Raw genomic sequence first — 25739 nt, 5'->3', positions numbered from 1 at the left:
GGAAGAGAGGCGCCGGCAACGGGGAAAGACTTGTCAGGTTATAATCGCCGGGTTCAGGTGCCCGCGCGCGCAGTCTGCGTGCGCAGTTAAACGGGAAACACGAGGCAATGGCGCTGCGCGCCGGCGCCGAGGTGTGCTGCCCCCGCAACGGTCAACAAGCGACAGCGACAGGCTTGCCTGTCGCTGTCAGGCTGCCTCGATTACCACTGTGCCTCAGGCATAGGAAGGTGGGGCGGTCGGTCTTGCAAGCCCGGATACCGGCCAGGACAGGTGGAAGCGCCGCGTGGCATGGCCCGCAGCGACTTCCGTTGAACTCCGGTGTGCGGGGACGCAGGCCGGCGCCATTACCGAGAACATCCAACATGAAATTTGCTGCTGTACCGCGCAGCGCGCCGGCTTTCAAGCCGCTCGCGCTGGCTTGTGCCTTGTCCCTGTCCGTCCTTGCCGCCGATGCGCTGGCCCAGGAAGCCCGCACCATCCCGCCGGACGCCCCGGCCTCGATCGTCATCACCGGCGCGCGCTTCCCGGCCCAGCCGGCCAGCGCGCCGATCGGCGCCACCGTGATCACTGCCGAGGACATCCGCCGCGCCGGCGCCACCGATGTCAATGCGGCCATCCGCAAGCTCGGCGCCGTCTACGGGCGCCAGAGCCTGGACGGCTCGCCCGACTTCGCGCTCGACCTGCGCGGCTTTGGTTCCAACAGCGCGCAGAACCTGGTGATCCTGGTCGACGGCGTGCGCCTGAACGAGAACGAGCTGACCAATGCGGTCCTGTCGAGCATCCCGGTCGACACGGTGGAGCGCATCGAGATCCAGCGCGGCGGCAGCAGCGTACTGTACGGCGAAGGCGCGACCGGCGGCGTGATCAACATCATCACGCGCCGCGCGCTGTCAGGCGGAACCCACGGTTCGCTGTTCGCCGAAGGCGGCCGCTTCGACACGCACGACGTGCGCGCTTCGCTCACCCATGGCGCCGGCCCGCTGTCGTTTGATGTGGCCGTGGCCGACCGCGGCACCGACAACTACCGCAAGAACGGCCGCTTCGAGCAGCAGACCGCCAGCGGCGGCGTCCAGTTCGCATTGGCTGGAGGCCGCGCCGGCCTGCGCTTCGAGCGCTCGAAGCAGGATGCGCGCTTCCCGGGTTCGCTGACCGAGGCGCAGTATCTGCTCAATCCGCGCAACAGCTTCACGCCGGACGACTTCGGCGCCCTCGACACCGACCGCTACAGCGCCTTCGCCGAGCACCGCATCGGCAACCTGGAACTGGCCGCCGAACTGTCGCGCCGCGAGCGCGAAGTCGAGGCCAACTACTTCTACATGAGCAACGGCGCCAAGGTGGCCTCGCGCTCGCGCTACGACGCGCGCCAGACCCAGTTCTCGCCGCGCCTGCGCCATACGGCGAGTCTGAGCGAAGGGAAAGACCAACTGCGCAACGAACTGGTCGTGGGCATCGACCTGGTGCGCTGGGAACGCCAGACCGCGTCCGATTTCTCGCGCGGCGATGCCGGGCAGCGTTCGAACGCCGTTTACCTGCGCAACGAGCTGCTGTGGAACGCCCCGCGCAACGCACGCCTGGCCATCGGCGGCCGCCACGAGCGCTTCACCAAGGATTATTCCGACCCGCTGGCCTTCCCGCCGGTGGTGAACGAGCACCGCAAGCAGTCCATCAATGCCTGGTCGTTCGAGGGCAGCGTCGACGTGCTGCCGCAGGTGAACCTGTTCGCCAAGGCGGGCCGCAGCTACCGGCTCGCCAACGTCGACGAGAACAGCCTGCGCTCCGGTCCGGACGTGCTGGCGCCGCAGACCTCGCGCGACCTGGAACTGGGCCTGACCGTCGGCCCGAGCGGGCGCCAGCTGGCCGCGCGCCTGTTCCGCCACCGTCTGACGGACGAGATCTTCTACGACCCGACCATCGGCTGGGGCGCCAACACCAACCTCGACCCGACCCGCCGCGAGGGCCTCGAGCTGGAAGGCCGCTACGCAGTGACCGAGGAGCTGCGCCTGACCGGCCAGTGGCAGAGCGTGGACGCGGAATTCACCGGCGGTCCCAATGCCGGCCGCGAGATGGTGCTGGTGCCGAAGAACGTCGTCAGCGCGCGCCTGGCGTGGACCCCGGACGCCCACAGCGTCGACGTCGGCGCCCAGTGGGTCGACAGCCAGCGCTACGGCAGCGACTTCACCAACGGCTGCGGCGCCCGCATTCCGTCCTATACCACGGTCGACGCGCGCTACGCCTACCGCATCAAGGGCTGGGAAGCGGCAGTCAGCGGCCTCAACCTGGCTGACCGCCAGTACTACAGCAACGCCTTCGGCTGCCGTTCGGGCATCTACCCGAGCGACGGCCGCCAGCTGAAGCTGTCGCTGCGCTACGACTTCTGATGGGCGCGCTCCGCACCATGCTGGCCGCGCTGGCGGCCTGCGCTGCGCTGGGCGCCGAAGCCGCGGTGACCGTGGTCGACGATGCCGGCCGCCGCGTCACCGTGCAGCAGCCGGCCCGGCGCGTCATCTCGATGGCGCCGCACGCCACCGAGCTGCTGTTCGCCGCCGGCGGCGGCGCGCGCGTGGTCGGGGCCATGAACTACAGCGACTATCCGGAAGCGGCGAAGAACATCCCGCTGGTGGGCAGCAACAGCGTCATCGACATGGAGCGGGTGCTGGCCCTGAAGCCGGACCTGGTCGTGGTCTGGCACAGCGGGAACACGGCGCGCCAGATCGCCCAGCTCGAAGGATTGGGCGTGCCAGTCTTCCACAGCGAGCCGCGCCGCATGGGGCAGGTGGCCGACAACATCGAGCGCCTGGGCCAGCTGATGGGCACCGGACCGGCGGCCCGGGGCGCGGCCGGGGAGCTGCGCGCCAGGCTGGCGGCGCTGGCGGCGCGCTATGCCGGGCGCCCGCCCGTTACGGTGTTCTACCAGATCTGGGACCAGCCGCTGTACACCCTCAATGACGACCAGGTCGCCAGCGATGCGATCCGCGTCTGCGGCGGGCGCAACGTGTTCGGCGCGCTGAAGGCGGTGGCGCCGGAAATCGGCGTCGAGGCCGTGCTGGCGCTCGACCCCGAAGCCATCCTGGCCGGCAGGCGCCACGATCCGGCCAATCCGGGGCTCAAGCTGTGGGAGCCGTACAAGAGCATGACCGCGGTCAGGCGCGGCAACCTCTTGACGGTTAACGGCGAACTGCTGACGCGGCCGGGTCCGAGGGTGATCGATGGCGCCGCCCGGCTGTGCGAAGCCCTGGAAGCGGTGCGGCAGCGGCGGCCGAAATGAAGCCCGGAACTTGGCAAGCCGGCCATTGAATTAACAAATCCCCGTATCGCCCACGTTAATTCCGTAAGCAAATGCAAAATTCAGTCCTTCCTCAGAATGGCGGGCCGAAAAAGTGGTAATCTCCCGGCGTTTGCTCAATTACTTGTGGAAGGAAACCTATGCGTTCTCTGCGTTTTGCCCTCATTGCCACCGCGATGGTCGCCAGCACTGCCTTTGCGTCGCCGGCCGACCCGAAGAACGGCGTGGACTACCAGACCTTGACGGCACCGCAGCCGGTGCAGGCGACGGGCAAGAAGGTCGAGGTCATCGAATTCTTCGCGTACCACTGCCCGGCCTGCAACATGCTGGAACCGGCCTTCAACCAGTGGGCCAAGAAGCAGGGCGACAACATCGTCGTGCGCAAGGTCCATCTGCCGTTCCAGGGCGCGAATGACCCGGAAGCCCACCTGTTCCTGACCCTCGAAGCGATGGGCAAGCTGGAAGAGTTCCACCCGAAGGTGTTCCGCGCCTTCCACGTCGAGAACAAGCGCCTGCTGAAGGATGACGCGATCATCGAATGGGCCGTGAAGAACGGCCTGGACCGCGCCAAGTTCATGGAAACCTGGAACTCGTTCGGCGTGACCACCAAGCTGCGCCGCCTCGGCCAGGTGCAGGCTGCCTATAAGGTGACCGGCACCCCGACCATCATCATCGACGGCAAGTACGTGGTGCAGCCGAGCGTGGTGGCCGAAGTGAACAAGATCCGCGACGTCGGCCAGATGCTGCAGGCGACCACCCAGGTCATGGACGCACTTGTCAAGAAGGCGGCTGCCACGAAATGAGCAATGACGTCGAACGCGAAGTCCTCAAGATGTACGCTGGGTCCCGGCCCAACGAGGACGACCTGTTTGAGAGCAGCACCGTCAATCACGTGGCGTGGGGACTGGCAGTCTTCTTCGCGGGGGTGAGCATCTGGCTTGCGATCGCCCTCGTGAATGCGGAGAACCAGCGCTACGCCCTGATGACCAACAAGTGCCCGGACCCGCTCTTCGAAGGCGGCATCGACAAGACCTGCCTGCAGGCCGTGCGCTCGCGCGACCACTGGTGGGAACACCTCTGGTTCGGGGCTACCCACTTGAGTGGGGAATACGAATATGTCTCGCGCTATCCCCACAAGCGCACCGCCGAGAAGCCCGCCGCCGAGCGTTGACCTCTACGGGGTCAGCGCCTTTCTTTCTTCCAGCGACAGCACCTGCACGGTCTTCACCGGCTGGCCGGTACCCGCCTGGAAGAAAGGGTTGTTCCGATAGCCGCCGCCCAGGCGCGCCTTGACCAGCATCCACCCGACCTTGCCCACCACCTTGGCCGTGCTCAGGCCACTTGAAGCGACCGGGGCGCTCGCCGACCGGGTCTCGACCCTGCAACGCAGCGGCCCGAGAACCCGTTCAAGCTCCGCGTCCGGTGCGGCGAGGCAGGCCCGCACCAGGCCGACATAGGACGTGCGCGGGTCGCGCGGCGTGTTGCCGATCGGGGTAAGGCAGCAGCTTGCATACCAGCGGTACAGGCCCTTGGGAGACAAGGACATGCAGGCCAGGTGTTCCCGTCCGGCCTCGAAGCGCACGGCAGCGGGCAGGGCGGCCGCCACCTCGGTGCCGCCGGCCGCATCCAGGATGCCCGTGCCCAGGAAATGGCCGTAGGCCTGGCAGTCCTTGCAGTAGCAGACGGCGCGCGCGGCCACGCGCCTGACGTCGACCTGTCCGCGCAGCTGGCCGCAGCGGCAGCGTAGAGCGATTGTCATGGGGCGCCTCCATGCATGACGAGAGTGTAATGCTCGACGGTCGGGAAGGGGTCGTAAAAATGGTGCAGCAGCGCCTTCCATTCCTGGTAGCGGTCCGAACCGCGGAAACCCACGGTATGGTCGTCGAGCGTACGCCAGTTCACCAGCAGCAGGTAGCGGTTCGGCCGTTCCAGGCAGCGCTGCAGCTGGTGCGACAGATAGCCGGGCATGCCGGCGATGATGCCGGAAGCCTGGCCGAAGGCGGCTTCGAATGCGTCTTGCTGTCCCGGTCGCACGTCCAAATTGGCAACTTCGAGGATCATCGCAACTCCTTGGGTGGGTTCGGCATGGACTTGCCGTTGTCAGGCGGGAAGGGTGATGACAAAACGCGCGCCGCCCAGCGGCGAGCTTTCCGCACGCAGGGCGCCGCCGTGCAGCGCGATCGCCTTGCGTGCGATCGACAGGCCGAGGCCGAAGCCGCCGGTGGCGCGATCGCGGCTGCGGTCGAGCCGGTAGAAGGGCTCGAAGACCTTGTCGCGTTCCTCGTCGGGGATGCCGGGACCGTCGTCGTCCACCGTGATCTCGACCTGCTTGCCCGTGCGCGTCGCCGCCAGCAGGATGCGGCCGCCCGCGTATTTCTGGGCATTGCGCAGCAGGTTGCAGACGGCGCGCGTCAGGAGGCGGCGATCGATCGCGAGTTCGCCCAGGTCCTCGGCGAGCCGGGTGTCGAGCGCATGCTGGCAGGGCGGCAGCATGCCGGTGCAGTCGCGCAGCACGTCGAGCAGCGCCGCCGGCGCGGCCTGCACATTGCGGGCGCTGTCGAGCTTGCTCATGTCGAGCAGTTCGTTGACGAGGGAATTCAGTTCGCGCAGATCGCCTTCCATGGCCTTGATGCGCTTGCTCAGGTCCGGGTCCCTGGCGCGCGCGTCGAGCAGTTCCATGCCGAATTCCAGCCGTGCGATCGGGGTGCGCAGCTCGTGCGACACCGAGTGCAGCAGGCTCTTTTGCGCTTCCAGCAGGTCTTCGATGCGGTCGGCCATGTGGTTGATGCGCTCGGCCAGCGGGTAGATCGAGGCCGAGGGCTTCATTTGCGAACGGGCGCTCAGCTTGCCGCTGCCGAACGCGTCGGCCATGCGCGACAGCGACTGCAGCCCCTGCCAGTGCGAGCGCGACCACAGCGCGATCGGCACCAGCAGGGCCACCGCGACGATCACGTAGCGCAGGGCTTCCATCTTGAGCGCCTGGTCGATGTCCACCGGCAGGTTTTGCGCGTGCAGCACTTCCTCGTGGCTGCCGATGTAGCGTTCGCCTTCCAGGTCGACGCGGCGGTAGAAGCTGCGGCTGGCCGGGTCGAGCACCAGTTCGCCACGGTCAAGCAGGGTGCGGCGGGCGGCGGGGAGCGCATCGCGCGCCTGCGCCAGCGGAATCAGGTCGTAGCGCACGTTCGAGACGACGCGCACATTGTTCAGGCGGGTGAGCCAGTCGTCCGTCGGCGCCTTGTCGACGTAATGCTCGAGCAGAAAAATCTGCCCGGCCGCCTGGCGGCGCGCGATGTCCTCGAGCGGGTCCCCGAACAGCCGGCTGAAGGCGAAGTAGATCACGAAGGTGGCCGCCGTGATCGACAGCATGACCAGCACGAAGAAGCGGAAAAAAATCCGGTTCACGTACCCATCTCGCAAGACTCACAGTGTCGGATTGCTGCGTAAGACATAGTTTCTCCTTGGCGGCATTGTATAGGAGCAATCGTGCTCCGTGGAGGTCTTACAAATTGACGACAATTCGTCGACAGTTCGAGGGGGAATGCGGCGCCGGGAATTCTTACCATGCTCAACATCAGGTACGGATTTATCTGGTTTTCCGTTTGCCCGCCTGATATGCGAGTGTCGGCGGGTTTTTTTATTCAACAGTACGTGATCGGATGCCGGTCGGGTACTTCAGGAAATGACCGGTGCGGGAGCCGCACCGGCTACGAGTGGAGAAGAAAAAAATGAGCATGTTTGGACGCACCCTCGTCACTGCCGCGGTAGCCGGCATGACCCTGGCAGCCTGCGGCGGCGGCGACAGCGCCGGCACTTCCGGCATGAAGAACCAGCAGGCAGGACAAGGCATCGCCGTCGGCGAGCCGAATGGTGGCGTTCCAGTCGTTTCCGAGTACATCAAGATGGCGCAGGACAGCGCCTGCACGGAGGACCGCAACACGCTGTTCGTCATCGACAGCAAATACGTGCTGTGGGACCGTGCCGGCAATTGCCCGGACATGGCTTATGAACAAGTTCTGATGGGGCCGACCCCGCAGGCCGTGCTGTGCCGCTCGGGCCAGACCATCGCCGGCCCGCGCACCAGCTGCACCGACGAAGCCGCACGCCCTCTGTTCGAGACCGTGCTGAAGAACCTCGACAAGGCCGATCTCGGCCTGGGCGCCGCCCACAAGGTCGAGCAGCTCAGCTTCCTGCCCAAGTCGGGCGCCCCGATCGCCTACAAGACGGTAGTGGCCGACAGTTTCTCGAACATCACCACGCCGCGCGAAGTCGTCATCAAGGACGCGGCCGCCTGGTCGGCCCTGTGGGCCGAGCACAGCAAGGGCCGCATCGCGGCGCCGGAAGTCGACTTCTCGCGCAACATGCTGGTGGCCGTGTTCTCGGGCGGCGGCAATGCCGGCTGCCGCACTTTCGAGGTGGTGTACGTTGGTTCGCGCGACGGCAAGATCCTGGTCGAGTACGAAGACCGCGACGTGTCGCCGGTGGCGATCTGCCCGGCGGCCGTCACCCACCCGATGCGGGTCGTGTCGATCCCGCGCGCCGATGCGCCGGTAGAGTTCCGCAAGATCGTGTCCGACTTCGTCAACTTCCAGACGATCGAACCGCATGTTCGAACGCAAATCACGACGGCACGCAATGTCGTGGTACGCGATGAAAAGGCCTGGGCGGACCTGTGGGCCGAGCATGCAGGCACCCAGGCGCCGTTGCCGAAGGTCGACTTCACCAAGCAGATGGTGATCGCCATGTTCCGCGGCGCCATGCCCGACCTCTGCCATTCGTCGGGTATCCGTTCGGTGAATTTCCAGGACGGCAAGCTCCGGGTCGGTATCGTCGATTCGTTCCCGGCCCCAGGCCAGGTATGCGCCCAGGCGCTGGTCTTCCCGGCACACCTGGTGACGGTAAATTACAGCGACGCGCCGGTGGAATTTGTCGTGGAAGTTCCTCCAAAGCAGTAACAATAGGTGAGAGTTCAGCTTGCTCGACGTAAAATATCGGCTTGCTGAACTTTGATCGTTAAAGACATGAAAAAGCTTTTCGCCCTGGTCCTGGCTGTCTCGGGCAGCGCCGCAAGCGCACAGACGCCGACCACCAACCCGATGCCCGATGGCAGCCGCGATATGTATGCGGGGCTGGGTATCGTGTCGGCGCCGCGCTACGAGGGGGCGGACAGCAGGAAAGTGCGGGCATTGCCGGTGCTCCAGGTACAGTGGAGCAACGGTGTGTTCGTGTCGGGCATGAGCGCAGGGATGCACCTGTCCGCTGATCCGCTTGTCGAGTACGGCCCGCTGCTGGCCCTGCACCCGGGCCGCACCGAATCGGGCTCCGGCAATCGCCTGGGCGAATTCGAAGGCATGACGCCCCTGTTGCCTTCTTCGGTGCGCGACTCCGCACTGAGCGACAACCCGCTGGCCGGGATGGAAACGATCAAGATGCGCCCGGAAGCCGGCGCCTTCTTCAATTATTACCTGTCGCCCCAATGGCGCCTCACCAGCAACGTGCTGGCCGGCGCCGGCAACGACCGCAACGGCGTGCGCGGCGACATCGGCATCCAGCGCCTGGCGATGCAGCTCGCGTCGCACCACACGGTGTCGGTATCGGCCGGTATCGGCTTTGCCAACCGCGCCTACCAGCAGAGTTACTTCGGCGTCACCGGGCAGCAGGCCAGGACAAGCGGCAATTCCCCATACTTTCTGGACGGCGGCCTGAAGGACGTGCGCATCGGCGCGCGCTGGAACTGGGCGCTGACGCCGTCCTGGATGCTGACCTCCAGTGTGCAGGCCGCTCGCCTGATGGGTGATGCGCGCCATAGTCCGCTCGTCGAGCGGTCCGCCAACGTGACGGTTTCGACCGCTTTCGCCTACCGGTTCTGATGATGCGACTCGCACACGCCACCGCATGCGTCTGTCTCCTGGGCACGGCCACCCTGGCCGTTGCGCAGGCGCAGCCGCAGGCGTCGGATTGGGCGAGCTACCGCGATGCCTACCGGGCCGTGGTCGTGTTCGAGAAGTACGGCGGCGCCAAGAACCTGCTGCAGAACCACCTGCAACTGGTTCCGCGCGAAAAAGGCGCGTTGGGCGAGGGCGTGCAGCTGGCCCTGAGCGGCAAGACCGTCCAGACCAGCCTGGCGCTCGACGCACTGGGCCGCGGCGTGCTGCCGCTGGTGAAAGCGGCCTATGACGAGAACGCCGTGCTGACGCCGAATCGCAAGCTCGGCCCGTTCAGCCTGCGCACGCGGGTGACGATCGCGCCGCAGCCGGACAATACCTACGACACGGCCGAGCTGCGCGCGGCCTGCGAACAGGCGCTGACCTATGCCCGCCACGTGGACGCCGGGGCGCGCTCGCGCCAGTGCGTGGGGGTGCGGATGGTGTTCCCGAAAAAGGGCGTGGAGACCTCGGTGAAGCTGCGCCGGCCGGATGGCGAACAGGCGCTGCCGGTGGCGCCGGGACCGGCTTTCGCGGGTGACGTGGATGCCGATTTCCCGGTCGTGAACTACCGTTTCGGCGCCGAGCGCGCCCAGGTGGTCACCTACAGTGCGCCGCTGGCGCTCGTCCCGCTGTTCGAGTGAAGGGTTGGTAGGGTGGTCGGCTTCGCCGACCGCGCGGTGATCGTTAGCGCCTGAAACAAGGCGAGGGCAGATCTTGCTGGGGTTAAACGCGCGGTCGGCAGAGCCGACCACCCTACGCTCAATTCCAGGCCGACGGCGAGAACAGATAGCCTTCGCCCCACACCGTCTTGATCTTCTCCGATTCCGCATCTTCGAACTTGCGGCGCAGCTTCGAGATGCAGTTGTCGATGCTGCGGTCCAGGCCGTCGAACTCGATGCCGCGCATCTTCTTGAGCAGCGCGTCGCGCGACAGCACGCGGCCGGCCGCTTCCGCCAGCACCAGCAGCAGCTTGTATTCGGTATTCGACAGTACGCAGGGCTCGCCGCGCCAGACCACGCTGCGGTCGGTCGTGACGATGCGCAGCGCGCCGAACTGCAGCACCCGGGTGTCGGCGCCGCCCTTGACCTGGGCCGTGCGCCGCATCAGCGCGCGCAGGCGCGCCAGCAGCACGCGCGGCTGCACCGGCTTGTTGACGAAATCGTCGGCTCCCTGTTCCAGGCCCGATACCTCGTCGTAGGAATCCTCGCGCGCCGTCAGGATCAGGATCGGCACCTCGGACATTTCGCGGATCTGGCGGCACACCACCATGCCGTCGAGGCCGGGCAGCATCAGGTCGAGCACGACGACGTCGGGCGACAAAGTCTTGAAACGTTCCAGCGCCTGGTCGCCGCGGGTGACGAGGTCAACCGCGAATTCATAGCCGGACAGGTATTCGGTGACGAGTTCCGCCAAACGCGGATCGTCTTCCACCAACATCACTCGGTACATGCGCATTTTCTCCTTGTCCGAGATTGTATAAGACTAGTTGCAGGAAATCACAGCCCCTACAAAGGGGGGACATTTGCAGACAGTTTGCCGACATTTGCCTGGCGTTCGGCAGCAAGCGCGCACCATCTTACTCCGCTGCCGGACTGGACGCCGGCCTTCGCCTTTCCTCCCGCCGGGATGCTCCCGGGACGGTCCACATCGTGTAAAGTCGAGCAGCAGTAATCTCGACAATCACACGCAATCGGAGACCACCGGATGAGACTCGACCGCCGCCCCTTCGGGCTGACCCTGATCGCCACGCTTCTGATCGCCACCACCACCGCCACCGCCATGGCCCAGGAGAGCACCATCGCGCCCCCTGCAGCGATGGTGCTGGAAAACGTGCCGCCGGTACGCGCCGCCCTGGCCGCCCAGGTGGCGAAGTACAACGAATTCAAGCCGACCTCGTACGCCGCATGGCACCCGACCCGGCTCGAGATGATCGTCTCGCGCCGCCACAACAACACGCCGCAGCTGTTCCGCGTGGCCAGGCCCGGCGCGCCGCTGGAACTGATGACCGACTACGCCGAGCCGGTGCGCACGGCCCAGTACGAGCCGCGCCACGGCAAGTTCTACGTGTTCGGCCGCGACACCGGGGGCAACGAGGTGTTCCGAGCGTACCGGCGCGACGTGGGGCTGAAGCCCGGCAGCGCGGATGCGATCCCCGTCACGCCGGACAATCGCCGCGTGCAGGACACCGCCTGGGCGAAGAAGAGCGGCCGGCTGCTGTACGTGACGGTGCCGGTGGGCCGCCAGGGCTCGAACGACCAGATCAATTCCACCATCAGCATCGTCGACCCGACGCAGCCGGAACAGGCGCGCGTGCTGGCCGAGCTGCCGGGCGGCGGCTGGGGCGCGTTTGCGTTCTCGCACGACGACCGGCAACTGGTGTACAGCGAGTACGTGTCGGCCAACGAATCCTATCTGTGGCTGATGGATGTCGCCAGCGGCAAGAGCCGGCGCCTGACGGAGCAGGGCGCCAGGGGAGAAGAAACGGTCGCCTACGGCAATGCCGTATTCGCGCGCGATGGCAAGGGCGTCTACACGACCAGCGACCGCGGCTCGGAATTCCGGCGCCTGGTCCACATCGACCTGGCGAGCGGCAAGGAGACCGTGCTGACGCCCGGGATCAACTGGGACATCGACGACTTCGACCTGAGCGACGACGGCAAGCTGCTGGCATTCGTCGCCAACGAGGACGGCAGCAGCGTGCTGCGCATGATGCGTACCAGCGACCGCAAGCTGGTGGCCCAGCCGAAGCTGCCGATGGGCGTCATCGGCCGCATCGAATGGCACAACAACAGCCGCAACCTGGCAGTCTCGCTGTCCTCGGCGCGCAGCCCGTCCGAGGTCTACGGCATCGATGCGAAGACCGGCGCCGTGACGCGCTGGACCCGGCACGAGAAGATGGCCGTCGACATGAACAGCTTCGTCGAACCCGAACTGGTGCGCTGGAAGTCGTTCGACGGCCGCAGCATCTCGGGCTTCGCCTACCGGCCGGACGCCAGGAAATTCCCCGGCAAGCGCCCGGTGGTGATCAACATCCACGGCGGGCCGGAAGGACAGTCGACGCCCGGTTTCCTGGGCCGTAACAACTACTACACGGACGAGATGGGCCTGACCGTGATCTACCCGAACGTGCGCGGCTCGCAAGGGTACGGCAAGAGCTTCCTGAAGCTCGACAACGGCAAGCTGCGCGAGGATTCGGTGAAGGACATCGGCGCGCTGCTCGACTGGATCGCCACCCAGCCCGACATGGATGCGTCGCGCGTGGCGGTGGTGGGCGGTTCCTACGGCGGCTACATGAGCCTGGCCGTGTCGACCATGTACCCGGAGCGCATCGCCGCCGCCATCGACGTCGTCGGCATCTCGAACTTCGTTACCTTCCTCGAGCGCACCGAAAGCTACCGCCGCGACCTGCGCCGCGTGGAATACGGCGACGAGCGCGATCCCGCGATGCGCAAGTGGATGGAAGCGACGGCGCCGGCCAGCAACGCGGCGAAGATCAGGAAGCCGCTGTTCGTCGTGCAGGGCAAGAACGACCCGCGCGTGCCCTGGCAGGAGGCCGACCAGATCGTGGCCACGGTAAAGAAGAACGGCACGCCGGTGTGGTACATGACGGCGAACGACGAAGGGCACGGTTTCGGCAAGAAGGCGAATGCCGATTACCTGTTCTATTCGACGATCGATTTCTTCAATACCTACCTGCTCAAATAATTCGTAGGGTGGGCGGGTCTCCCGCCCACGCGTTCAGACCACGTATCTCGGCCTGCTCCGTGGTGTGCATTCGTTCGATGAACGCGTGGGCGGCATAGCCGCCCACCCTACGGACCTCAAGCAGTGACCAGATACTCGGCGATGGCGTTGCCCACGTCGGTGGTATTGGCCGTCCCGCCCATGTCCGGCGTACGCGGCCTGCTCACCAGGCAATGCTCCATCGCCCGCACGACCGCATCGTGCGCTTCCGTATAGCCCAGAAACTCCAGCATCATCGCGCCCGACCAGATCATGGCGATCGGATTTGCGATGTTCTTGCCGTAGATGTCCGGCGCCGAGCCGTGCACCGGCTCGAACAATGAAGGGAAGCTGCGCTCGGGATTGAGGTTGGCAGAGGGGGCGATCCCGATCGTGCCCGCACAGGCAGGGCCCAGGTCCGACAGGATGTCGCCGAACAGGTTCGAGGCCACCACCACGTCGAAGCGTTCCGGCGACAGCACGAAGCGCGCGGCCAGGATGTCGACGTGGTACTTGTCCCAGCGGACGTCCGGATAGGATGCCCCCATCGCGGCCACGCGCTCGTCCCAGTAGGGCATCGAAATCGCGATGCCGTTCGACTTGGTGGCGGCGGTCAGGTGCTTCTTCGGGCGGCGCCGGGCCAGCTCGAAGGCGCACTTGAGGATGCGGTCGGTGCCGTGGCGGGTGAAGACGGCTTCCTGCAGCACCAGCTCGCGCTCGGTGCCTTCGAACATGCGCCCGCCCACCGCCGAGTACTCCCCCTCGGTGTTCTCGCGCACCACATAGAAATCGATGTCGCCGGGCTGCTTGTTCGCGAGCGGGCAGGGCACGCCCGGCATCAGCCGCACCGGGCGCAGGTTCACGTACTGGTCGAACTCGCGGCGGAATTTCAGGAGCGAACCCCACAGCGAGATGTGGTCGGGCACCGTGTCGGGCCAGCCCACGGCGCCGAAGAAGATCGCATCAACGCCGGCGAGCTGCGTCTTCCAGTCGTCCGGCATCATCTGGCCGTGCTCGAGGTAGTAGTCGCAGCTGGCCCACGCGAAGTGGACGAACTCCAGCCCGATGCCGAAGCGCCTGGCTGCCGCCTCGAGCGCGCGCAAGCCCTCGGGCATGACTTCCTTGCCGATACCGTCGCCGGCGATGACGGCGATCCTGTGCTGTTGCATGGCTGGCTCCTGGGCTGAATGCATGTCAGCCGTCAGCTTAGCAAGAAAACACTCGCGACGATCGACCTGCGTGTGGCCGGGTCGTCGGCGCCGTAAATAGACACAGCCCGCGGAAGCGGGCTGTGTTTGTCAGGCTTGGGAGCGCAGAACGGCTCAGGCCATGTTCTGGTTCACGAAGTTCCAGTTCACGACATTCCAGAACGCATCAAGGAACTTGGCGCGCGCATTGCGGTAGTCGATGTAGTAGGCGTGCTCCCAGACGTCGGCGGTCAGCAGCGGCTTGTCGGTGGTGGTCAGCGGGGTGCCGGCGTTGGAGGTGTTGACGATGTCGACGCTGCCGTCGGCCTTCTGCACCAGCCAGGTCCAGCCCGAGCCGAAGTTGCCCAGCGCGGACTTGTTGAACTCTTCACGGAACTTGTCGAACGAGCCCCACTTGGCGTTGATGGCGTCCGCCACCTTGCCGGTCGGCGCACCGCCGCCGTTCGGGGTCATGCAGTTCCAGAAGAAGGTGTGGTTCCACACCTGGGCCGAGTTATTGAACACACCGCCGCTCGACTTCTGGATGATCTCTTCCAGGGACAGGTTTTCGTACTCGGTCCCCTTGATCATGTTGTTCAGGTTGGTGACATAGGTCTGGTGGTGCTTACCGTGGTGGAATTCCAGGGTTTCGGCCGAGATGTGCGGCTGCAGGGCATCTTTAGCGTACGGCAGTGGCGGCAGAGTATGTTCCATGTGCTATTCCTTGTGCGTTGGTTGGACGGGTTTTGTTCCAAAACCGCGCTATTCTAAACCGGATGGCGCGATGTTGCTTGCTTGACCAGTGCTGCTTACTCGGGCGCTTCTCCAGGCGCGGCCTGTACGCTCGAGACGACGATATCGGCGCTGCCGCCCGCCAGCCGCAGGTTCAGCTTGTTGCGCGCCTTGACCTGGGCCGGATCGCGCAGCACCTCGCCTTTCACGTTGCGCACGATCGCATAGCCGCGCTCCAGCGTGCGTTGCGGATTCAGCAGTTCGAGCTGGGCGGCCAGCGCCCCCAGCCCGTCGCGCCGCTGTTTGACACTGTTGCACAGGCTGGCGTTCAGGTGGCGCCCGTCAGCCAGTAGCTGGGCGCGCAGGGTACGCATGTCGGGACGGTGGCGCATCCAGCGCTGTTGCAGCTGGGCCAGCACCAGGTTCTGGCGGTTCACGGGCGTACGCACCGCATGGGTCAGCGCGGCCGCCATCGACAGCAGCTTCACGCGCTGGTGGCGGATCTGGGCCGAAGGGCTCAGCAGGCGGCGGCTGGCGTTGTCCAGGCCCTGGCTGGCTTCCGACAGCGTGCGGCGCATCGCACGGCGCAAGTCCGTCGCGTCGGCTTCGAGCGAGGCGAGCCAGTCGGCGCGCGGCGTGGCGGCCAGTTCGGCGGCGGCGGTCGGGGTGGCGGCGCGTACGTCGGCGGCGAAGTCGGCAATGGTAACGTCGGTCTCGTGCCCGACGCCGGCAATCACCGGGATGGCGCAGGCATCGATGGCGCGCGCGACGACTTCCTCGTTGAAGCTCCACAGGTCTTCGATCGAGCCGCCGCCGCGGCACACCAGCAGCACGTCGGCTTCCTGGAGCCGCGAGGCCGTGGTGATGGCCTCGGCAATCTTGTCGGCGGCGAACTGGCCCTGCACCGGAGCGGGGTACAGGATCACCCGGACATGCGGCACCCGGCGGCGCAGGGCGGTCAGCACGTCGCGCAGCGCCGCCGCCTGCGGGCTGGTGACGATGCCGATGGTGCGCGGGAACAGCGGCAGCGGGCGCTTGCGTTCCTGGTCGAACAGACCCTGGGCCGCGAGCTTTTCCTTCAGCTTCAGGAAGGCTTCGTAGAGCTGGCCGACGCCGGCGCGGCGGATCGTCTCGACGTTGATCTGGTAGTCGCCGCGCGCCCCGTACAGGGTCACCAGGGCGCGCACCTCGACCTTGTCGCCCTCGCGCGGGACGAAGCCGGCGTACTGGGCGCGGCCGCGGAACATGACGGCGCGCACCTGGGCGGCATCGTCCTTGAGCGTGAAGTACCAGTGACCCGAACCGGCCCGCGTGAAGTTCGAGATCTCGCCGCCGATCCAGGCCAGTGGAAAACTCCGTTCGAGCAGGCGGGCCACCTGCTGGTTCAAGGATGTCACGGTCATGACGGGCGTGGCGGTGTAGGCGGGATCGGCGTCGGTCGGGCGTTCCATGGCGGGTCGATGAAAGGGCAAGGGCATGCTTATGTCATATCTTGGCCAAAACGACAAGCGCCTGTCGCCATCCGTGCGCGCACCAAGCGACGCATTGTGGACGGATTATTGTTGCCTTTTTTCAATGCACGGGAATGAAGTCTTTAAGAATCAATGGCTTGGCAAGGGCACTTCACACTTGGCCACAATCTTATCCACAAATTCTGTGGGGAACTCAGCGAGGTAAGAGCGAGCTCGCCTCAATTTTATGCAGGGCGTGCACTTTCGTTTGCGATCAAGGACTTAGCATGCATACGTGGCGCTTGGTCACATTGTTGTCCACAAAAGCTGTGCATAGCAATTGAATCACGACGAACATGTGTGGCCCGCCCATGTGGGTGGCGTGCGCTGCTCAAAAATGGCACTTGGAAACTTTTTTCTTTAGTATCAGCAACTTAGCTAGCAGGAGAGAGGCTTGCACACATCCTTGTCCACAAAAAGTGTGCACAAGCGGAACAGCCGTCTCTGCAGCTAAAAGGGAGTGCGCTCATGGAAGACGCAAGCTACGGCGCCCTGGTCGATGCCCAATTCGACGGCAGACACAATTCATCCTTCTAAATCATATGCTTAGTTACGCATCCCTGTGCTTCATCACATCCTTGTCCACAAAAAATGTGAACAGATTGAATTTTCTTGGCCCGAGAGCCCACAGCGCTGAACAAATGCTGCTTCGGGAGCGATTTATGCACCCAAACACTTGTCTACAAGCCGATTGATGAATTTTTGTGCGTCGAGTTTTTGTTGAGCCAAATCAAAGGCTTAAGTCTTCAAAATCCCCTTTGCACACATTATTGTCCACAAAAACTGTGAGGAACCCCACAGGGTGCCGGGGTGTCGCGCGTAGTATGCGCTGATTAAATTTTGCGCTTGGGAAATTTGTTCTTCAAAATCAAAGCATTAGGCCTTGCCGCTGACCCTTGCGCACAATTTTGTCCACAGAATTTGTTCGTAACACTTTTTCTTGTGCCAGATCAAAACAAACTGCCGAGTTCGGCCGGGAAGAGGCAAACCAGCCCGGCCGGCGCCTGCCATTTTCTTGCGCAAGGTCAAAATGTCCTTATAAATCAACGTCGTTCGTCCAAACGCGCGGGCTTGCGCACATTTTTATCCACAGAAGCTGTGCAGAACCGCAGGGTGCCGCACTTGCCGCACTGCTGGCAACTTGTTACATTGCTGAATTGATTTCTTTCGCTCAGGAGTTTCTTTTGCTCGCCATTTTCCAAGCTGCAGGCTGGCCTATCTGGCTCTTGCTGATCGCCTCGATCGTCGCTGTCGCCCTGATCGTGGAACGCCTGATCTACCTGCGCCGCGAGAAGATCCTCCCAAAGGCATTGCTGGATGAAGTGATCCGCGTCTACCGCGCCGGCAAGGTCACGCCCGAGGTGGTCGACAAGCTCGAACACAATTCGCCGCTCGGCACCGTGCTGGCCGCCGCGCTGCGCAATGTCGACGCCCCGCGCGAGGTCATGAAGGAATCGATCGAGGAAGCCGGCCGCGGCGTCGCCCACGGCCTGGAGCGTTTCCTGACCACGCTCGGCACCATCGCCTCGCTCGCCCCGCTGATGGGCCTGTTCGGCACGATCGTCGGCATGATCGAGATCTTCGGCGCCCAGAGCCCGACCGGCAACAACCCGGCCCAGCTCGCGCACGGTATCTCGGTGGCCCTGTACAACACCGGCTTCGGCCTGGCCATCGCCATGCCTGCGCTGGTGTTCTACCGCCATTTCCGCTCCTCGGTCGACAGCTTCATCGTCGAGATGGAGCTGCAGGCCGTGAAGGTCGTCGACGTCGTGCACGGTAGCCGCAAATGATGAACTTCCGCCGCGGCCGCCAGCGTGAGGAACCGGAGATCAACCTGATCGCGTTCATCGATGTGCTGCTGGTCATCCTGATCTTCCTGCTGGTCTCGACCACCTACAGCAAGTTCACCGAGCTGCAGATCACGCTGCCGACGGCCGACGCCGAGAAGGTCCAGCAGCGGCCCTTCGAGATCAACGTCACCATCGACGCCAAGGGCAACTACACGGTCAACAGCGTGCCGGTCTCCTTCCACAGCGTGGCCGGCCTGGCCGAGAACCTGAGGAATGCCGCCCGCAGCGGCGGCCCGGACGGGCAGCCGGCCAATGACCCGGTCGTGATCGTCAATGCCGACCAGTTCGCGATGCACCAGATGGTCATCAATGTGCTGGAAGCGGCGCGCGTGGCCGGCTACGACAAGCTGAGCTTCGCGGCCCAGACCGGCACGAAGAAATAAGCCGGGGACGCCGCGGCGTCCACCAGCCCTTCCATGGCTTCCAAGCTCGAATCCACACTCACCCATGCCTGGCTGCGCCGCGGCCCGCTGGCCCGCATGCTGCTGCCGCTCGCGCTGCTGTTCCGGCTGCTGGCCGGCCTGCGCACGCTGCTTTACCGCCTCGGCATCAAGCGAAGCGAACGCCTGCCGGTGCCGGTCATCGTTGTCGGCAATATTTTTATTGGCGGAACAGGCAAGACCCCGCTCACGATCTGGCTGGCGGACAAGCTGCGCGCGGCCGGCATGCGTCCGGGCGTCATCTCGCGCGGCCATGGCGGCGCGCAAGCTGCGCCCCGTGAAGTGACGCCGCAGTCCAGCGCGCAGGATGTGGGCGACGAGCCGCTCCTGATCGCCGCGCGCGCCGCTTGCCCGGTCGTGGTCGGTCGCCGCCGCGCGCAAGCGGGCAGGGCGCTGCTGGCCGCGCACCCGGAGGTCGACGTCCTGATCGCCGACGACGGCCTGCAGCACACCGCGCTGGCGCGTGACGTCGAGATCGTCCTGTTCGACGGGCGCGGGGTCGGCAACGGCTGGCTGCTGCCGGCCGGACCGCTGCGCGAGCCGCCTTCGCGCCGGCGCGATTTCACGGTGGTGAACGCGCCCGAGATCACGCCGCAACTGGCGCGCGCGGTGGGCGGGGAGCCCTTCCGCATGGCGCTGGCGGGCGACTTCGCCGAACCCTTGATGCGGCCGGAGGCCTGCCTGCCCCTGGCGCGCCTGCAGGGCCGCCGCATCGTCGCGGCCGCCGGCATCGGCAACCCGGGGCGCTTCTTCGCGATGCTGCGCGGCGCCGGGCTGGTCTTCGAGGAACTGCCGCTGCCCGACCACCACGACTTCCGCGACCGTCCCTTCGACAAGCTGGATGCCGATGTCATCCTGATCACGGAGAAGGATGCAGTAAAATGTCGGCAACTTGATAACCTGAAGGACGATCCGCGGCTGTGGGTCGTACCGGTGACGGCGCGGATCGATACCGCGCTGGCCGAACAAATCGTGGAGAAATGTCGTGGACGCTCGACTGCTTGATATCCTGGTCTGCCCGCTGTGCAAGGGCCCACTCCAGTACGACAAGAAGGCGCAGGAACTCATCTGCAGCCCTGACCGCCTTGCATACCCGATCCGCGATGGCATCCCCATCATGTGGGCCGACCAGGCGCGCAAGATCGAACCGGTGTAAGCCGATGGGTTTTACCGTCATCATCCCGGCCCGCCTGGCCTCGACCCGCCTGCCGAACAAGCCGCTCGCCGATCTCGGCGGCAAGCCGATGGTGGTGCGCGTGGCCGAACGCGCCCGCGCGTCGGGTGCGGCGCGCATCATCGTCGCCACCGACCACCCGGATATCCTGGCCGCCTGCGCAGCGCACGGCATCGAGGCCTGCATGACCCGCACCGACCATCCCTCGGGTACCGACCGCATCGCCGAAGTCGCCGCCACCCTCGGGCTGGCGCCGGATGAGGTCGTGGTCAACCTGCAGGGCGACGAACCGCTGATCGATCCGGCCCTGCTGGCCGCCTGCGCCGCGCTGGTGCGGGAAGGCGTGCCGATGGCCACCGTGGCGCACCCGATCCACGAGCTTGCCGAGGTATTCAATCCGAATGTGGTGAAGGTCGTGCTCGACAAGGCGGGCAGGGCGCTGTATTTCTCGCGCGCCACGATTCCCTGGCACCGCGATGGATTTGCACAATCGACAGATGCGCTGCCGGCCGGCTATGCGCCCTTGCGCCACGTCGGCCTGTACGCCTACAGCAATGCTTTCCTCCAGGCCTATCCGGCGCTGGACAGTTCGCCGCTCGAAACCATCGAGGCGCTGGAACAGCTGCGGGTGCTGTGGCACGGCTACCCGATTGCCGTGCATATGACCGACAGCGCGCCGCCTGCCGGTGTCGACACACCCGACGACCTGGAGCGCGTTCGCCGCCACTATCTTGACTGAACTTCCCGGGGCTGGTTTTAGCTTGTCTGCGCCACATCAAATCGGGCTGGCGGCAGGCCCGGGGATTGGCGTCAAAGCTGACTTTTGTGGTAACTTTCGTATCAAGTAGCCAGATATATATCAAATGCCGCACCAAAGCGCTCAGTTCCAACATTGATCGCTCACAATAAAATTATCAACATCCTCTAAGAATCTAGGAAACTCATGCGTCTCATTCTGTTAGGAGCACCCGGCGCCGGTAAAGGCACCCAGGCCAACTTCATCAAGGAAAAGTTCAACATCCCGCAGATTTCCACCGGCGACATGCTGCGCGCGGCGATCAAGGCCGGAACCGAGCTGGGCCTGGCTGCGAAGAAGGTGATGGACGCGGGCCAGCTGGTGTCGGACGACATCATCATCGGGCTGGTGAAGGAACGCCTGAAAGAGACCGACTGCGCCAACGGCTACCTGTTCGACGGCTTCCCGCGCACCATCGCGCAGGCCGACGCCATGAAGGACAGCGGCGTGGCTATCGACTACGTGCTGGAAATCGACGTGCCGGACGAGCTGATCGTCGAACGCATGTCGGGCCGCCGCACCCACGCCGCCTCGGGCCGCGTCTACCACACCAAGTTCAATCCGCCCAAGGTCGACGGCGTCGACGACGTGAGCGGCGAGCCGCTGGTACAGCGTGACGACGACAAGGAAGAGACCGTCCTGAAGCGCCTGTCCGTATACCACAACCAGACCGAAGTGCTGCTCGGCTACTACAACAAGTGGGCACAGTCGGGCCTGCCGGGCGCGCCGAAGTACCGCAAGATTTCGGGCGTCGGCCAGGTCGAGCAGGTGCGCGACGCAGCCTTCGCGGCGCTGTCCGAATAAACGCGTTCGTGTGTCGATCGAAACGGCCCTGCAGGGCCGTTTTTTTCGTGGTGGGTGGTCGGCTCTGCCGACCGCGCGTTCAGCCAGTGCTCGTGGCGCCACGGTGCATGCCGGAGTTGAACGCGCGGTCGGGCAAGCCGACCACCCTACGTCCATCGCACAGCTTACAGATATCGCTCGACGGCGGCCGTCAGCGATGCCCGGTCGGAATCACCGTGATAGCGTTCGCCGTTGATGAAGAAGCTCGGCGTCCCGCTCGCCCCCAGGGTTTTTCCTTCTTCCGCCTGGGCCTGGATGTGCTCGCGGTGGCGGCGCGTCGCCAGGTCTTCGTCAAAGCGTTCCTTTTCGACGCCCAGTTGCTGCGCCAGCAGGGGCAACTGGCCCGGCGCCACCTGGGCCTGGTGCTCGAACAGCGTGTCGTGCATTTCCCAGAACTTGCCCTGGGCCGCCGCCGCTTCCGCGGCCTCGGCGGCCGTTTCCGCGTAGGGGTGCATCCCGAGCGGCAGGTGGCGGTACACCAGGGTGATGCGCTCGCCGTAGCGCTTCTGCAATTCGCGCAGGGTCGGATGGGCGCGCGCGCAGTAGGGACACTGGAAGTCGCCGTATTCGACGATGACGATGTCGGCGTTCGGATTGCCCCGCACGTGGTCGCCTTCCACGATCTGCAACTGGCCCATGCTCGCTCCTGTGAATGTAGAGGGTCCGATCTTCGCATGCACGGGCCGCCCACGCCGCCCGTTACCCTTCATCAATCATGTGAGGAAGTGTTTCGCGTGCGCCCGCCTGGCTCGCGCGGGCAGATAATGGCCTGTCCAAACACGAATCGTATGAGGTGCACCATGAGTCCCATCCAGTCCATGATTGCCGTGCTGTTCGCGTTGGGCTCTAGCGGCGCGCTGGCCCAGAACGCGACGCCACAGCCGCCCACCGGCAAGCCGGTATCCGACAGCGCCACCTTCGGCCCGGTGCTGAACCCGGAGGCCCCACCCGCCACCACCCGACAGCACACCCAGGCCACTACGCAGGCCACAACGCAGGCCACCACGCAGGCAGCCGGCGAAGCCCGTCCGCAGGCGCAGGAAGAGCGTGCCGGATCGCCGCCGGTCACCGGCAAGCAGAACGAAGTCGATCCGTCGGCCCGCCCGGCGCCCGTGCCCCCGCAGCCGCAGGCGCAACCGCAGACCCGGCAGCCGCAGACCCAGCTGGAGCGGCAGGGTGGGACCGAGCGCAGGCAGGAGGCCGGGAAGGCCAGGCAGGCCCAGCGCCGCCCGGGCGCCGTCCAGCAGATCGAAGGCACGCCTCGCATCGTCGCCCCCAGCCCGACGCCGGTTGCCGGGGCACAGGCCAGGATCGCGACGCCGCCGGTGGCGCCCCAGTCGACCCAGGTCATGGGCTGCATGGGCAGCACCTGCACCGACGTCAACGGCGCCACCTACAACGCGAGCGGGCCCGGGAACGCCACGGTCAGCAGCAGTGGCCGCCTGTGCACCCGCAACGGCGCCACCATGCAATGCCTTTGAGCGGAGAAGCGTAAAGCGCTCCCGGATGGTTTTTCTTGCCAAAAGTTCGCTACAATGCCGCTGTTTGACGTTTACGTAAACGTAACTTCGCCTAAGTGAGCGTGAGCGGGCGTCATCACCGTTCGAAGACAGCGGCACTAGCACTTTTAAAAGGGAAAACCATGCAAATTCAGAACAATGTGTTCATCGTGACCGGTGGCGCCTCGGGCCTGGGAGCGGCCACGGCGCGCATGATCACGGAGGCAGGCGGCAAGGTCGTCATCGCCGACGTGCAGGTCGATGCCGGCACCGCGCTGGCGGCGGAACTGGGCGGCCAGTTCGTCAAGTGCGACGTCACCCTCGAGGCCGACGGCCTGGCCGTGGTCGAGGCAGCAGGCAAGCTGGGCCTGCTCCGCGGCCTGGTCAACTGCGCCGGCGTGGCGCCGGCCATCAAGACCGTCGGCAAGGACGGCCCGCACCCGCTCGAGGCCTTCCAGCGCGCGGTGAACATCAACCTGGTCGGCACCTTCAACATGAGCCGCCTGGCGGCCGACGCCATGGGGAAGCTTGACGCCGCCGAGTACGGCGAGCGCGGCATCATCATCAACACCGCCTCGGTCGCGGCCTTCGACGGCCAGATCGGCCAGGCCGCCTACGGCTCGTCCAAGGCCGCCGTGGCCGGCATGACCCTGCCGATGGCGCGCGACCTGGCGCGCAGCGGCATCCGCGTGATGACCATCGCCCCGGGCATCTTCGAAACCCCGATGCTGATGGGCATGCCGCAGGAAGTGCGCGACTCGCTGGGCAAGATGGTGCCGTTCCCGCCGCGCCTCGGCATGCCGAAGGAATACGCGCACCTGGCCAAGGCCATCATCGAAAACGTGATGCTCAACGGTGAAACGATCCGCCTCGACGGCGCGATCCGCATGCAGCCGAAGTAAGCGGACAGAGCGCTGCCTGAAGCCGCCCGCCAATTGTTGTACGATGGGCAGGTGTCGGGCGCGTGGCGCGAGCCGCGCGCCCGTTTTGCTTTCTGGAGAATCGATTGAACAAGTTGACATCGCTGGCGCTCGCGCTGGCATTGGCGGGCGTCCAGCCCGTGCTGGCGCAGGACGCACGGCAGGCCGCCCCCGAAGCCGCCACCGGTTACCGTGAAAAGGCTGGCTGGCCCGCGAAAAGCTACATGGTGGCCGCAGCAAATCCCGTCGCGGTGGATGCCGGCTACCGGATCCTGAAGCAGGGCGGCAGCGCCATCGACGCTGCCATCGCTACCCAGCTGGTGCTGACCCTGGTCGAGCCGCAATCGTCCGGCATCGGCGGCGGCGCCTTCCTGGTGCATTACGACGGCCGCAAGACCCAGGCTTTCGACGGCCGCGAGACCGCGCCCTCTGGCGCCGACGAACGCCTGTTCCAGCGCCCTGACGGCACGCCCGTGTCGCGCACCGAAGGGGTGGTCGGCGGGCGCTCGGTGGGCGCGCCGGGCGTGCTGCGCATGCTGGAACTGGCGCACCGCGAGCACGGCAAGCTGCCCTGGCGCGCGCTGTTCGCGCCCGCCATCAAGCTGTCGGAAGAAGGCTTCGCGGTGAGCCCGCGCCTGCACGCATTACTGTCCGGCGACCGGCACCTGCGCAAGGACCCGGAGGCAGCGCGCTACTTCTACGGCAACGGCGGCGAGCCCTGGCCGGTCGGCCACATCCTCAAGAACCCGGCGCTGGCGCAAACGCTGCGCGAGATCGCCGAGGGCGGCGCCGACGTGTTCTATGACGGTCCCATCGCGCGCGCCATCGCGGCCAAGGTGCAGGGCCATCCGACCAACCCGGGGCTCCTGAGCGCCGCCGACATCGCCGCCTACCGGCCGAAAGTGCGCACGCCGGTCTGCAGCGACTATCGCGCCTACACGGTGTGCGGCATGCCGCCGCCATCCTCCGGCGGCATCGCCGTGGCCCAGATGCTGGGCATGTTCGAAACCATGGACATGCAGTCGCTCGCCCCGCGTAATGGCGTGCCGGGACCGGATGCGCTGCACGTGTTCAGCGAAGTCGCGCGCCTGGCCTATGCGGACCGCAACCGCTACGCCGCCGACACCGACTTCGTGCCGCTCCCCGGGCGCGGGGTGCCGAGCCTGATCGACAAGACCTACCTGGCCGAGCGCGCGAAACTGGTGGGACCGCGCTCGATGGGCGAGGCGCCGGCCGGCAAGCCGCCCGGCATGGACGTGGCATGGGGCACCGACAACGCGATCGAAACGCCGTCGACCTCGCACCTGTCGGTGGTGGACGGCTTCGGCGCCGGACTGGCGATGACGACCACCATCGAGGACGCCTTCGGCTCGCGCCAGATGGTGAACGGCTTCATCCTCAACAACCAGCTCACCGACTTTTCCTTCGCCTCGCGTGACGCCGACGGTCCGGTGGCCAACCGCGTGGAAGCCGGCAAGCGCCCGCGCAGCGCGATGTCGCCGACCGTGGTGTTTGACCGGAACAGCGGCCGGCTGGTGCTGGCCGTGGGCTCGCCCGGCGGCCCGGCCATCATCAACTACGTGGCCAAGGTGCTGGTCGGTACCCTCGACTGGGGTTTGAACGTGCAGCAGGCGATCTCGCTGCCGAACTTCGGCAGCCGCAACGGGCCGACCGAACTCGAAGTGGGGCGCTTCCCGTCCACCACCATCGAAGCCCTGAACGCGCGCGGCCACAAGGTGCGCCTTGGCGAGCAGACCTCGGGCCTGCACGGCATCCAGCGTATCGAAGTGCACGGCGTGCCGCTGTGGTATGGCGGGGCCGATCCGCGCCGCGAAGGCGTGGCCAGGGGCGACTGAG

General features: G+C 65.7%; 25 protein-coding genes and 1 riboswitch. Of the genes, 17 read left to right on the top strand and 8 right to left on the bottom strand.

Annotated elements, in window-relative coordinates; genetic code table 11:
• Nucleotides 1-38: 38 nt before the first annotated feature.
• A riboswitch (cobalamin riboswitch) is annotated at nt 39-280 on the top strand.
• 82 nt (nt 281-362) lie between these two features.
• The 4 genes from AC56KL_RS12710 (at nt 363) to AC56KL_RS12695 (ending at nt 4454) form a co-directional block, all read left to right on the top strand.
• Entirely contained in the window at nt 363-2378 is a 2016-nt protein-coding gene (locus AC56KL_RS12710; protein WP_497180520.1) for a TonB-dependent receptor, read from the top strand.
• Entirely contained in the window at nt 2378-3265 is an 888-nt protein-coding gene (locus AC56KL_RS12705) for a cobalamin-binding protein (protein ID WP_497180519.1), read from the top strand. Before AC56KL_RS12710 ends, AC56KL_RS12705 begins: the two co-directional genes overlap by 1 nt.
• A 158-nt stretch (nt 3266-3423) precedes the next feature.
• Complete coding sequence (locus AC56KL_RS12700; RefSeq protein WP_497180518.1) at nt 3424-4086, top strand: thiol:disulfide interchange protein DsbA/DsbL; 663 nt, start codon at nt 3424-3426, stop codon at nt 4084-4086.
• Complete coding sequence (locus tag AC56KL_RS12695; RefSeq protein WP_497180517.1) at nt 4083-4454, top strand: hypothetical protein; 372 nt, start codon at nt 4083-4085, stop codon at nt 4452-4454. The genes AC56KL_RS12700 and AC56KL_RS12695 overlap by 4 nt, the downstream gene beginning before the upstream one ends.
• Nucleotides 4455-4457: 3 nt before the next feature.
• Here the strand turns inward: AC56KL_RS12695 and AC56KL_RS12690 are convergent, their stop codons facing one another.
• From AC56KL_RS12690 to AC56KL_RS12680, 3 genes are read right to left on the bottom strand one after another with little or no spacing between them, the layout of a single operon-like run.
• Nucleotides 4458-5042: a DUF6151 family protein gene (locus AC56KL_RS12690; protein WP_497180516.1), complete on the bottom strand. Its 585-nt coding sequence runs from the start codon at nt 5040-5042 to the stop codon at nt 4458-4460.
• Complete coding sequence (locus tag AC56KL_RS12685) at nt 5039-5344, bottom strand: antibiotic biosynthesis monooxygenase family protein (RefSeq protein ID WP_497180515.1); 306 nt, start codon at nt 5342-5344, stop codon at nt 5039-5041. Before AC56KL_RS12685 ends, AC56KL_RS12690 begins: the two co-directional genes overlap by 4 nt.
• A gap of 39 nt (nt 5345-5383) precedes the next feature.
• Complete coding sequence (locus AC56KL_RS12680; RefSeq protein ID WP_497180514.1) at nt 5384-6685, bottom strand: ATP-binding protein; 1302 nt, start codon at nt 6683-6685, stop codon at nt 5384-5386.
• Between the two features lie 323 nt (nt 6686-7008).
• Here AC56KL_RS12680 and AC56KL_RS12675 point away from each other — a divergent pair, with 323 nt between their 5' ends.
• From AC56KL_RS12675 to AC56KL_RS12665, 3 genes are all read left to right on the top strand, one after another.
• Entirely contained in the window at nt 7009-8235 is a 1227-nt protein-coding gene (locus AC56KL_RS12675; RefSeq protein ID WP_497180513.1) for a hypothetical protein, read from the top strand.
• Between the two features lie 66 nt (nt 8236-8301).
• Nucleotides 8302-9150, top strand: a complete 849-nt coding sequence (locus tag AC56KL_RS12670; protein ID WP_497180512.1) for a MipA/OmpV family protein — start codon at nt 8302-8304, stop codon at nt 9148-9150.
• Nucleotides 9150-9848, top strand: a complete 699-nt coding sequence (locus AC56KL_RS12665; protein ID WP_497180511.1) for a hypothetical protein — start codon at nt 9150-9152, stop codon at nt 9846-9848. Before AC56KL_RS12670 ends, AC56KL_RS12665 begins: the two co-directional genes overlap by 1 nt.
• A 118-nt stretch (nt 9849-9966) precedes the next feature.
• Here AC56KL_RS12665 and AC56KL_RS12660 read toward each other — a convergent pair whose 3' ends face one another.
• Nucleotides 9967-10656: a response regulator gene (locus AC56KL_RS12660; protein WP_497180510.1), complete on the bottom strand. Its 690-nt coding sequence runs from the start codon at nt 10654-10656 to the stop codon at nt 9967-9969.
• Between the two features lie 255 nt (nt 10657-10911).
• Between AC56KL_RS12660 and AC56KL_RS12655 the strand changes: the two genes are divergently transcribed.
• Nucleotides 10912-12912, top strand: a complete 2001-nt coding sequence (locus tag AC56KL_RS12655) for a S9 family peptidase (protein WP_497180509.1) — start codon at nt 10912-10914, stop codon at nt 12910-12912.
• A 116-nt stretch (nt 12913-13028) separates the two neighbouring features.
• On the opposite strand, the gene AC56KL_RS12650 is transcribed toward AC56KL_RS12655, so the two are convergent.
• The 3 genes from AC56KL_RS12650 to xseA form a co-directional block, all read right to left on the bottom strand.
• Nucleotides 13029-14099, bottom strand: coding sequence for a tartrate dehydrogenase (locus AC56KL_RS12650; protein WP_497180508.1), 1071 nt, complete (start codon nt 14097-14099; stop codon nt 13029-13031).
• A 153-nt stretch (nt 14100-14252) separates the two neighbouring features.
• Nucleotides 14253-14831, bottom strand: a complete 579-nt coding sequence (locus tag AC56KL_RS12645) for a superoxide dismutase (RefSeq protein ID WP_497180507.1) — start codon at nt 14829-14831, stop codon at nt 14253-14255.
• Nucleotides 14832-14926: 95 nt separating this feature from the next.
• Nucleotides 14927-16300 carry an exodeoxyribonuclease VII large subunit gene (xseA, locus tag AC56KL_RS12640; RefSeq protein ID WP_497180506.1) on the bottom strand — a complete coding sequence of 458 codons (1374 nt, stop codon included), beginning with the start codon at nt 16298-16300 and terminating at the stop codon, nt 14927-14929.
• 1244 nt (nt 16301-17544) lie between these two features.
• Here xseA and AC56KL_RS12635 point away from each other — a divergent pair.
• The 6 genes from AC56KL_RS12635 to adk all read left to right on the top strand — a co-directional run bounded on the left by AC56KL_RS12635 (nt 17545) and on the right by adk (nt 21424).
• Complete coding sequence (locus AC56KL_RS12635) at nt 17545-18150, top strand: MotA/TolQ/ExbB proton channel family protein (protein WP_497180505.1); 606 nt, start codon at nt 17545-17547, stop codon at nt 18148-18150.
• A complete protein-coding gene (locus AC56KL_RS12630; protein ID WP_497180638.1) occupies nt 18150-18593 on the top strand; it encodes an ExbD/TolR family protein in 444 nt (147 codons plus the stop codon). The genes AC56KL_RS12635 and AC56KL_RS12630 overlap by 1 nt, the downstream gene beginning before the upstream one ends.
• A 33-nt stretch (nt 18594-18626) precedes the next feature.
• On the top strand, nt 18627-19655 hold the full coding sequence (lpxK, locus tag AC56KL_RS12625; protein WP_497180504.1) for a tetraacyldisaccharide 4'-kinase: 1029 nt from the start codon (nt 18627-18629) through the stop codon (nt 19653-19655).
• Nucleotides 19636-19806, top strand: a complete 171-nt coding sequence (locus tag AC56KL_RS12620; RefSeq protein ID WP_436106986.1) for a Trm112 family protein — start codon at nt 19636-19638, stop codon at nt 19804-19806. Before lpxK ends, AC56KL_RS12620 begins: the two co-directional genes overlap by 20 nt.
• A gap of 4 nt (nt 19807-19810) precedes the next feature.
• The gene (gene kdsB, locus AC56KL_RS12615) at nt 19811-20563 is read left to right on the top strand and encodes a 3-deoxy-manno-octulosonate cytidylyltransferase (protein ID WP_497180503.1); all 753 of its coding nucleotides are present in this window, start codon (nt 19811-19813) and stop codon (nt 20561-20563) included.
• 204 nt (nt 20564-20767) lie between these two features.
• Nucleotides 20768-21424 carry an adenylate kinase gene (adk, locus tag AC56KL_RS12610; RefSeq protein WP_497180502.1) on the top strand — a complete coding sequence of 219 codons (657 nt, stop codon included), beginning with the start codon at nt 20768-20770 and terminating at the stop codon, nt 21422-21424.
• A 164-nt stretch (nt 21425-21588) separates the two neighbouring features.
• Here adk and AC56KL_RS12605 read toward each other — a convergent pair whose 3' ends face one another.
• On the bottom strand, nt 21589-22101 hold the full coding sequence (locus tag AC56KL_RS12605) for a DsbA family protein (RefSeq protein ID WP_497180501.1): 513 nt from the start codon (nt 22099-22101) through the stop codon (nt 21589-21591).
• 162 nt (nt 22102-22263) lie between these two features.
• Between AC56KL_RS12605 and AC56KL_RS12600 the strand changes: the two genes are divergently transcribed.
• The 3 genes from AC56KL_RS12600 to ggt all read left to right on the top strand — a co-directional run bounded on the left by AC56KL_RS12600 (nt 22264) and on the right by ggt (nt 25738).
• Nucleotides 22264-22944 (top strand): hypothetical protein, encoded by a 681-nt coding sequence (locus AC56KL_RS12600; protein WP_497180500.1) that lies wholly within the window; start codon nt 22264-22266, stop codon nt 22942-22944.
• Nucleotides 22945-23105: 161 nt separating this feature from the next.
• Complete coding sequence (locus AC56KL_RS12595; RefSeq protein ID WP_497180499.1) at nt 23106-23864, top strand: 3-hydroxyacyl-CoA dehydrogenase; 759 nt, start codon at nt 23106-23108, stop codon at nt 23862-23864.
• A gap of 104 nt (nt 23865-23968) precedes the next feature.
• Nucleotides 23969-25738 (top strand): gamma-glutamyltransferase, encoded by a 1770-nt coding sequence (gene ggt / locus AC56KL_RS12590; RefSeq protein ID WP_497180498.1) that lies wholly within the window; start codon nt 23969-23971, stop codon nt 25736-25738.
• Nucleotide 25739 lies beyond the last annotated feature (1 nt).

It is taken from the genome of Telluria sp. ZB4P34 (assembly GCF_059686055.1).
This window is presented reverse-complemented; position numbering and strand designations above follow the sequence as displayed.